The sequence below is a fragment of the Loigolactobacillus rennini DSM 20253 genome, from assembly GCF_001436505.1.
Lineage (GTDB): Bacteria > Bacillota > Bacilli > Lactobacillales > Lactobacillaceae > Loigolactobacillus > Loigolactobacillus rennini.
On the sequence record NZ_AYYI01000105.1, the window covers coordinates 32,848 to 42,419 of the forward strand.

12 protein-coding genes and 1 other RNA gene are annotated in these 9,572 nt (G+C 39.2%); all 13 read left to right on the forward strand.

The genetic code is table 11. The features are described from left to right. The first annotated feature begins 87 nt into the window (after nt 1–87). The 13 genes from FC24_RS10930 (at nt 88) to ssrA (ending at nt 9,535) form a co-directional block, all read left to right on the forward strand. Nucleotides 88–828, forward strand: a complete 741-nt coding sequence (locus FC24_RS10930; protein WP_057874876.1) for a YebC/PmpR family DNA-binding transcriptional regulator — start codon at nt 88–90, stop codon at nt 826–828. Between the two features lie 200 nt (nt 829–1,028). After that, entirely contained in the window at nt 1,029–1,985 is a 957-nt protein-coding gene (gene comGA / locus FC24_RS10935; RefSeq protein WP_057874877.1) for a competence type IV pilus ATPase ComGA, read from the forward strand. Next, nucleotides 1,897–2,976, forward strand: coding sequence for a competence type IV pilus assembly protein ComGB (gene comGB / locus FC24_RS10940; protein WP_235807411.1), 1,080 nt, complete (start codon nt 1,897–1,899; stop codon nt 2,974–2,976). Before comGA ends, comGB begins: the two co-directional genes overlap by 89 nt. Continuing rightward, a complete protein-coding gene (gene comGC / locus FC24_RS10945; protein WP_057874878.1) occupies nt 2,976–3,269 on the forward strand; it encodes a competence type IV pilus major pilin ComGC in 294 nt (97 codons plus the stop codon). The genes comGB and comGC overlap by 1 nt, the downstream gene beginning before the upstream one ends. Then, the gene (gene comGD / locus FC24_RS10950) at nt 3,266–3,679 is read left to right on the forward strand and encodes a competence type IV pilus minor pilin ComGD (RefSeq protein ID WP_057874879.1); all 414 of its coding nucleotides are present in this window, start codon (nt 3,266–3,268) and stop codon (nt 3,677–3,679) included. Before comGC ends, comGD begins: the two co-directional genes overlap by 4 nt. Further along, nucleotides 3,672–3,959, forward strand: a complete 288-nt coding sequence (locus FC24_RS10955; RefSeq protein ID WP_057874880.1) for a type II secretion system protein — start codon at nt 3,672–3,674, stop codon at nt 3,957–3,959. The genes comGD and FC24_RS10955 overlap by 8 nt, the downstream gene beginning before the upstream one ends. Next, nucleotides 3,940–4,392 carry a competence type IV pilus minor pilin ComGF gene (comGF, locus tag FC24_RS10960; protein ID WP_057874881.1) on the forward strand — a complete coding sequence of 151 codons (453 nt, stop codon included), beginning with the start codon at nt 3,940–3,942 and terminating at the stop codon, nt 4,390–4,392. Before FC24_RS10955 ends, comGF begins: the two co-directional genes overlap by 20 nt. Beyond that, on the forward strand, nt 4,389–4,685 hold the full coding sequence (locus FC24_RS10965; RefSeq protein ID WP_057874882.1) for a hypothetical protein: 297 nt from the start codon (nt 4,389–4,391) through the stop codon (nt 4,683–4,685). Before comGF ends, FC24_RS10965 begins: the two co-directional genes overlap by 4 nt. Nucleotides 4,686–4,783: 98 nt before the next feature. Beyond that, nucleotides 4,784–5,794, forward strand: a complete 1,011-nt coding sequence (locus FC24_RS10970) for a class I SAM-dependent methyltransferase (protein ID WP_057874883.1) — start codon at nt 4,784–4,786, stop codon at nt 5,792–5,794. Nucleotides 5,795–5,843: 49 nt separating this feature from the next. Continuing rightward, entirely contained in the window at nt 5,844–7,040 is a 1,197-nt protein-coding gene (locus FC24_RS10975; protein WP_057874884.1) for an acetate/propionate family kinase, read from the forward strand. A 181-nt stretch (nt 7,041–7,221) separates the two neighbouring features. Beyond that, entirely contained in the window at nt 7,222–8,574 is a 1,353-nt protein-coding gene (locus FC24_RS10980; RefSeq protein WP_057874885.1) for an amino acid permease, read from the forward strand. An 88-nt stretch (nt 8,575–8,662) separates the two neighbouring features. Next, nucleotides 8,663–9,109, forward strand: a complete 447-nt coding sequence (locus FC24_RS10985) for a nucleoside 2-deoxyribosyltransferase (RefSeq protein ID WP_057874886.1) — start codon at nt 8,663–8,665, stop codon at nt 9,107–9,109. Between the two features lie 55 nt (nt 9,110–9,164). After that, nucleotides 9,165–9,535: a transfer-messenger RNA gene (gene ssrA / locus FC24_RS11395) on the forward strand. Nucleotides 9,536–9,572 lie beyond the last annotated feature (37 nt).

Here is a 9,572-nt window from a genome sequence, read left to right on the forward strand (position 1 = left end):
ATTGACGCGCCAGCTTCTGCTAATATAAATTAGGTGTCTTTTTAGTTGGGCACACTATTTTGATGGTAAAGGAAAGAGGGACATAACATGTCAGGACATTCAAAATGGCATAACATCCAAGGCCGCAAAAACGCCCAAGATGCTAAGCGCGGAAAAATATTCCAAAAGATCTCACGCGAGTTATACATGGCTGTAAAAGCTGGGGGCCCTGATCCTTCATCTAACCCCCAACTACGTTTGATCATGGATAAAGCACGTGCCGCAAACATGCCAAAAACAAACGTTAAACGAGCAGTGGATAAAGGCTCTGGTTCTGATGCAACAAATTATGAAGAAGTCACTTATGAAGGTTATGGACCTGGCGGTGTAGCTGTCTTAGTTCATGCGTTAACCGACAATAAAAATCGAACCTCTTCTAGCGTTCGGGTTGCATTTACCCGTAATGGTGGTTCAATGGGTTCAGCGGGTTCGGTTTCTTACATGTTTGATCGTCGTGGCTACATTGTCATCGAACGTAAAGATTTAGACGTTGATGAAGATCAAATGCTAGAAGATGCATTAGAAGCTGGTGCAGACGATATGCAAACCAGTGATGATGCTTTTGAAATTTACACTGACCCTAAACAATTAGCGGCCGTTCGCGATGCATTGGAAGCAAAAGACTATAAGCTAGCAACGGCTGAGCTGACCATGATTCCAGAAACTACTGTTCCAGTTCCAGCAGATAAAGTGGAACAATTTGAGCGGATGATTGATCGCCTTGAAGATGATGATGATGTTTCGGAAGTTTATTATGCTGGCGAATTACCAGAAAATACAGAAGCTTAATGACTTTAAAATGACATTGCGCGGTTGAATCAAGCGGGTGTTAGCAGATTTTTAAAAGACTGAGTAAATCACATTAGTGATTTACTCAGTCTTTTTTGTTTATTATTCAGAAACTAAACACTTCGCTGGTGTATTTTAAATAAATCACTGCTATGACTTTTACGTATATTAAAAATAGAACTAACAAGGAGGCGAGCGATTTGTCGGTGACAAAGGTTGTAACCCAACTATTAGAACAATGCATTGCACAGCAAGCTAGTGATCTATATTTTTTGCCGTATTATCAGACTTACCGCTTATATTTACGCACATCAGCTGGGATGACTTTTTTTCAGACAATTACTGCTGATTGTGCAAAAGCTTGGCTCAACCATCTTAAATTTACGGCTAAAATGGCATTAAGCGAAACGCGTCGCCCACAATTAGGGGCGCGGCGTATCGTTATTGGCAAACAGACTATCTTTTTGCGGCTGTCGACAGTAGGTTCTTTTCAAAATCAAGAATCATTGGTCATTCGTTTTATTTATCCTAATACAACAGCAGTCCAGTATTTAATGCCCGATCAATTGACGCAACTGATACAAATTTGTCAGCGTCGTGGTTTGGTGGTGTTAGCAGGGCCTACTGGTTCAGGAAAAACCACAACATTGTACCAATTAGCAACAAAACTAGGCCAAAATAAGATGGTGATGGCCATTGAAGATCCAATTGAGATATTTAAAGCAGAATTTTTACAATTACAAGTAAATGAAGCAGCTGGCATGACTTATTCAGCATTGTTAAAGGTCGCGTTGCGTCACCGGCCGGATATTATGATTATTGGTGAAATTCGTGATGCTCAGACGGCTGAAGCAGCTGTTAATGCTGCGTTAAGTGGCCATCTGGTGCTGAGTACGGTTCATGCGCGCACTGCACGTAAAGTCAGTACGCGTTTAGTAGAATTAGGAGTCGATACTGCAACGCTAACGCATTGCTTAACTGCAGTTGCTTATCAGCGGCTGTTACCGACAACAAACGGTCCAGCGGCATTACTTGATATTTATGAGCCAGAAGCAGGAGGTAAAACGAATGAAAAAAACTGGCAACAATCTTTGGCTGATGCCGCTAAATTGGGTCAAATCGACGCAACAACGCGGCAAGCTTTTTGGCACGGCTAAGCAACAACAATTAACTTTCCAAGCAGATTTTTTTAGTTTGTTAGCGGATCTATTGTTAGCTGGTTTTTCAATTTCGCAGAGTATTCAATTTATGCAAGTGTTGTTACCGCAATACGCCGATCATTTAATTAAATTGAATCAAACATTAGCAGCTGGTGCCAGCTTGGCGACTGGTTTTGAACGCATAGGTGTGAAGCAGGATATCGTAAACCAAATTAAAATCACGCAAGAACATGGTGATCTAACAGATTCTTTAACACAAATTGGACGCTTATTAGCTGAAAAGATGGCACAACAGCAGCGTTTAAAACAGTTATTACGTTATCCATTAGTACTTTTGGGATTAATTTTGGGGTTACTAATCACATTGCGCTATGTGATTGGGCCTGAGCTGCGGCAATGGCAATTAAATCTGGACCGGGAAGTAATTGTCTATTGGCTGTTATTTGTTGCTGTCATTTTAGTTTTAGTGATCATGATGCTCAGCCGTTTTGTCCAAATTTCATTAAAACGTGATCCGTTAAAAAAAGCACAGGCACGTAGTCAACTACCTTTTGTTGGCGGCGTTTACAGCGCCTATTACCATTATTATCTTTTATTTAATTTGGCAATTTTATTAAAAGGCGGCTTGGATTTGAAAGCAATTTGTCGTCTGCTTAGCGAAATGGCACCAAATAGCCTTTTGTATTGTTTAGGGCGGCAAATTGAGCCGCAATTAGAAGCAGGAGTATCACTAGCACAAATTATTGAACAGCAGCCTTTATTGCCAAAACAGTTAACACTTTTTATTCGTAAAGGCCGTTCTTTGGAGCACTTAAGTGATGAATTATTGATGGCAGCCCGGATGACCTATCAAAAAATGTTAGCTGCTTTGGCAAAGCTAGCGACTTACATCCAGCCGGTTTTGTTTGGTTTAATTGCATTGCTAATTATTGGTGTTTACTTAAGTTTGCTGTTACCGATGTACCACATGATGGAGGGGTTATATTAATGTTAAAAAAACAGCTAGTAACAAAAAATGCTTTTACCTTAATTGAAATGGTGGTTGTTTTGTTTATCATTACACTACTGATTTTAATTATTTTACCAAATGTGGGAGCACAGCGTAAGAAAGCACAATCTACTGGTGATGAAGCGTTTGTCAGCACCGTAGAGACACAGCGGGAGCTTTATCAAAATGCGCATGGCGGAGGGACGCCAACATTAAATCAGCTTAAATCTGAGGGCTATTTAACCCAAAGACAATATAAACGGGCAAAACAAATTGCGAGCTTGAATCCATGAAACACCGGGCGTTTACACTGCTAGAATCCATCATTGTTTTAGCGCTGGTTGTTGTCTTTGCGCTAATTCCCATTACACAATTTGGCCCGTTAAACCAATTCCAAGTTGAGCAATTATTTTTTCATAACTTTGATCAAGAATGGCGCTATGTTCAAGCACATGCTGTTTTAAAACAAGAAAAAGTTCAAATTCGAATCTATAAAGATTACGTTAATTTCCGGATTATTGCTGGAAAAACGGTGGTTTCTCAACGAAAGTTATGGTTGCCACCTGAAATGCAGGCTGATGTACAAGGGATCATGATCGATTCTTCCGGACATACAGGACCCAGAAGTATTCATTTTCGCTCACATTATTTTAATCGGATTACCACAATTAAACCGCAGATGGGATGGGGGATTTATGAGTAAGCACCAAGCTTTTATTTTAGCTGAAAGTCTGTGTGCCTTAATGATTATTGCAATTGGTTTTCTCAGTTTTAATTTGACGTTTCAACAATTCATTTTGAAGTTAAAGTGGCAAAGACAGGCCACGGATCAAGCGCAAGTCTTACAAACTGCAGCGCGTCAGTTACATCATGATAGTAGCCTGACATCTTTGCAGGTTAATCAACACACCTATCGAGTTAAAGCAAATTCAGGTAAATTAAGCGTTGGCCAAGGAGATTATTATGCGGAGATTACTTGGTAAAACTCAGAAAGCTTTTACTTTATTAGAAACTTTGGTGGCACTATTTGTTTTTATTTTAGGGGTGGATCTGATGCAAACTGAGTTGAAGCAAGTTAAACAGGTTGTCCAAGCTACTTTTGTTGAGGAAGATATCCGGTGGCATTTAGCGGTTCATCAGTTAGATCATTTTATTGCTGGTGCAGTTTATGAACGACAGCAAAACAATAAAATTTATTTTTATCAACCAAATCGACAAAAGCACTATCGGATTGAGCCTTACAAAAATATGATAAGGCTTGCAGGAACAAAACAAGGTCACATGCCGTTATTATTAGGTGTTAAGCATGCGACGGTGACTTACCATAAGCCGTTTATTCAGGTAACAGTGACAGCTTTAAGTGGGCAATGTTACCAAAATAATTTTTATTTACCTGTTACTGAGGCGAGATTATGAAAAAACGTTCGGCTAGTCTGCTTTTGGCTGCTTGCTTGTTTTTGAGTTTACTGTTATTACTAGTAAGTGGTTATTTACATGTTTATGAGCGGCAAATGCGCACGCTACAATTAGCACAACAAAATTATCAAGTGGCTTGTTTAATTGACTTAGCCCAATGGCGGCGGCAGCATGGTGAAAAACAAACGGAATATCAATTTAATCTGGGCCGAGTGATTTTAACCGATAAAACGGCCACAGTAGAATTAAAGGGTTTGAAAAAACAAATTACTAAAAAAATTCTTCCTGAGTAAACCGGCAAGACACTAATCAATTCGTACAGGAAGCGCTTGAAATAGGAGTGGGCATTCGTTAGAATGATAGAGTGAAGATTTTTATTTGAGGTGAAAAAATGGGACAATCAGATGTCGGTGAATTGTATAAGCGACTTGATACAACAGCCGCATTATTAAAGAAAAATTTAGATGTGTCCTATATGGATGCCTTAATTGAGACTAGTGAAAATATTTTAGATGGTGGCCGCATTCACGTTGAAGATGGGTTACCAAGACCAGAAGTGCAGCAACAATTGCGCCAACAATATGCACAAGTTGATTTAGCGCCACTATCTGTCGATGAGATTCGGCAGGCTGTTCAGTTAGCTATTTTGCGTGGAGAACGGACTGATCTCATGCAAGCTAATCATCAAATGACACCAGATTCAATTGGTTTTTTAGTTGCTTACTTATTTGAGGTCTTAGCTGATTTACCTGATCAAGCAACCATCCTTGATTTAACGGTAGGAACTGGGAATTTATTGTATACAGTTTTGAATCGTTTGCAGGATGCAGGGGCGCCTGCGCTAAAAGCGTATGGCGTTGATAATGATGATACCATGTTGGCTTTAGCTAGTGTTAGCGCACGTTTGCAGGGGCTGAATGTCGAATTATTTCATCAAGATGCGATTAGTGATTTAGTTGTGCCACAGGTAACGGCGAGTGTTGCGGATCTTCCTATTGGCTACTATCCGATTGATCAGCGGGCAAAAAAATTCACAACTCATGCGGAAAAGGGACATTCATACGCTCACCATTTATTGATTGAACAAAGTATGCGTTATACGGCTGCAGGTGGTTTTGGTTTCTTTGTTGTCCCAAGTCTAATTTTTAAATCGGCAGAGGCAAAAACATTAACTAAGTGGATGACATCTGCAACGTATATGCAGGGGCTGCTTAATCTTCCCCGTGAGCTATTTCACAGTGCTGATGCGCAAAAAGCAATTTTGATTTTGCAAAATAAAGGTGGCAATGCCAAGCAAGCTAAAAAAGTAATGCTAGGTGAATTTCCATCACTAAAAGATCAAGCTGGTTTTCAGCGCTTTGCAGCAGAACTGATGCAGTGGAAAAAGCAAAATTTAGATTAGGCAATCTAATCTTGTTTTTAATGAAATTTGAAGTCAGGGAGTGTAAGTCATGTCAAAGATAATTGCAATTAACGCAGGTAGTTCCAGTTTAAAGTGGAAATTATTTGAAATGCCTGCTGAATCAGTAATTGCTGAAGGAATGGTCGACCGGGTAGGATTAAAAGATTCTGTGTTTACGGCAAAATACGGCCAAGATGAGCAAAAACGTTTTAAAGATGTGTTAGATATTGACGACCAAACTGCGGCTGTCGACATGCTATTAAAAAAATTAACGGAATTAAAAATCGTTGATGATATTGCTGAAATTGTTGGTGTGGGCCATCGGGTTGTTGCTGGCGGCGAAACATTTAAACAATCAACAGTGATTGATGATCAAGTGATTCAGCAAATCGATGATTTAGCGGAATATGCACCGTTGCATAATCCGGCTGAACTAAAAGGAATTAAGGCGTTCCGTAAATTGTTACCTAATGCGCTAAGTGTCGCGGTTTTTGACACTTCTTTCCACCAAACTATGCCTGCAGTTAATTATTTATATAGTATTCCGTATGAATATTATCAAAAATATGGCGCACGTAAATATGGTGCACATGGGACTAGCCACCGTTATGTTGCAACACGTGCTGCTGAAATGTTAGGCAAATCGCTAAAAGATTTGAAATTGATCACCTTACATTTAGGTGCAGGTGCTTCCATTACAGCAATTGATGGTGGACGTTCAATTGATACTTCGATGGGTTTTACGCCTTTAGCAGGTGTAACAATGGCAACACGTTCAGGAGACATTGATGCATCATTAGTTGCTTTCTTAATGCAAAAGTTAAACATCTCAGATCCAGAGAAAATGATCGATATTTTAAATCATAAATCAGGTATTTTAGGAATCTCTGGTGTTTCCCCAGATATGCGAGAATTAGAAAAAACACGTGACACTAATCCGCGTTCGCAACTGGGTATTGATATTTTTGTAAACCGAATCCAGAAATACATTGGTAGCTATATTGCTGAAATGGGTGGTGCTGATGCCCTAATTTTCACAGCAGGAATTGGTGAAAATGATGTGATCATGCGCAAACGGATCATTGATGGTTTAAGCTACTTTGGTGCGTATATGGATGATCAACGTAATGATGTTCATGGTAAAGAACAAATTATTAGTACACCAGATTCTAAGTTGAAAGTTTTGCTGGTACCGACGGATGAGGAATTAATGATTGTCCGTGATGTTGAACGCTTACGTAAATAAAAGTAAGGTCAATAAAAGCAACTAAGTTTGTGAATAGCGCAAACTTAGTTGCTTTTTTAATTTAATAACATGCTAATTTTAAAAACTATTTTGCTTTAAAATCTGCAAACCATTGATTTTCAGTGCTATAATGAATTTTTCATTAACTTATTTCAATTTAATTAAGTAAGTGGAGGCTGTTATGGCAAATCATAAAGTGAAACAAACGCCATCACTGGCACGACATTTAAAAAGTCGACACGTTCAATTGATTGCATTAGGTGGCACTATTGGTACTGGCCTATTTTTAGGCGCTGGTAAAGCAATTCACTTAGCAGGGCCGGCAATTATTTGGGCTTATTTATTAACTGGCGTGATGTGCTTTTTATTGATGCGAGCGTTAGGAGAGTTATTGTTATCTGACTTGTCGGCTTTATCTTTTGTCGATTTTATCACACGTTATTTAGGCCAACGTTTAGGAACTGTAGCAGGTTGGATTTATTGGCTTTGCTGGATTACGATTGCTATGACAGAAATCACGGCGATTGGGGTGTATATGCGCTTCTGGTTTCCTGCCTTACCGCAGTGGTTACCCGGATTGCTATTTTTAGTGCTTTTATTAGGCCTAAATTTATTTACAGTGGGGGCATTTGGTGAAGTTGAGTTTTGGTTTGCGCTGATTAAGATTATCGCTATTTTAGCGCTAATTGGAACTGGTATTTTTATGCTTAGTGTTCATTTTAAAACTTCTAGTGGACATGCGACGTTGACTAATTTAATGATTGGTGGGCTGTTTCCTACAGGAATAAAGGGGTTTATTTTATCTTTTCAAATGGTGGTATTTAGTTTTGTCGGAATTGAAATGGTTGGTTTAACGGCTGCAGAAACGCAACAGCCTGACCGAGTTTTGCCTAAAGCAATTAATGATATCCCCTTACGAATTATTTTATTTTATGTTGGTGCGTTAACGGTCATGATGGCAATTTATCCTTGGCATCAGTTATCAACAGCGCAAAGTCCCTTTGTTCAAGTTTTTGAAAATATTGGTATTCGCGCTGCTGCTGGTATTGTAAACTTTGTTGTTCTAACAGCAGCCGCCTCTGCCTGTAATAGTGCGTTATATAGTACAGGGCGGATGCTGTTTTCTTTAATGTCTAGTGCTGAACATCCGCATATGCGGTGGTTAAGCCGGTTATCTAAAAACCATGTTCCTGTTTTTGCACTATTATTTTCTACGTTAGTAATTGCATCAGCTGTATTATTGAATTTGTGGTTACCGGATATTGTCTTCACCTTTATTTCTAGCGTTGCAACTACTTGCTTTTTATTTATTTGGGCATTAATTATTTTAGCGCATTTAAAATATAAAAAAACGCCAGCGGCCCGAACAACACATTTTGCGACACCTCTTTTTCCTTGGGGTGATTATTTTGTGTTAGCTTTTTTGGGCTTTGCAACTTTAGTATTATGTTTAAACCAAGCAACTTTTTATGCGTTAATGATTGCTTTAGTTTGCATTGGCGGATTGTATTTCTGGCAAGTTTGGCGCGGTTAGCGCTTTGTGCTTAAAAGCTAATTGCATTTTAATTGTGAGTCAAATATACTAAAACTACTTTGTGATTATAAATGGGGGAATTAATAAAATGGCAGCAGCGGTTTATTTAGCAGGTCCTTTTTTTGATGATGAGCAGCGACAAATTTTACAATCTGTGGAAGAAAACTTGCGCCTTAACAAAAGTGTTGAATCACTATTTGTGCCAATGAAGGAAACCAACCAAGCTAATTTAGAACTTGGAACAGCAGCTTGGCGAAAATTGGTTTATCAAGAAGATTTAACGGGATTGACGCAGGCAGATGTGCTGGTTGCAATCTATGATTATGGTGCATCAGCGAGTGATCCTGGTACGATGTTTGAAATTGGTTATGCTGCAGCACATCACATGCCAATTGTGGTTTATAATCAACAACAGCCTAACTTAAATTTAATGATAGCAGAGAGTTTGACTTATTATTGTACAGATGTTCAACAACTACAGCAGTTGGATTTTGCTCAGTTGCCACATAAAAGTTATGTTGGGAAAGTTATGTAAGCAAATAACTTGGCGTTAATCAAAAAGGATGCTATACTTTATAGCGTAGAAATTTGGGGGCGTTCAGGATTCGACAGGTATAGTTTGAACTGAGATTGCGCTTCGTAGGTGACGTCTACGTTAAAACGTTACAGTTAAATATAACTGCTAAAAATAATAACAATTCTTACGCTTTAGCTGCCTAAACAGTAGCTGCGTAGATCCGCCTAGCATCGCCCATGTGTTAGATCCGGGTCTTAAATGAAGTGGGCTACGTCAATGACTCCCACCTGAAGTGATTGAAAGAGATGATCAGGTTAGCTTAATGCTGGTTGCCATGTGATCCGGCGTTTGTGTTAAGCGAATTTTGAAATAGGATGACTATGAGCGTAGAGATTTCAGTGGCGATATGCTTGGACGCGGGTTCGACTCCCGCCGCTTCCATATAATGGCCGAAGAACCCTTATCTGATAAGGGTTCTTCT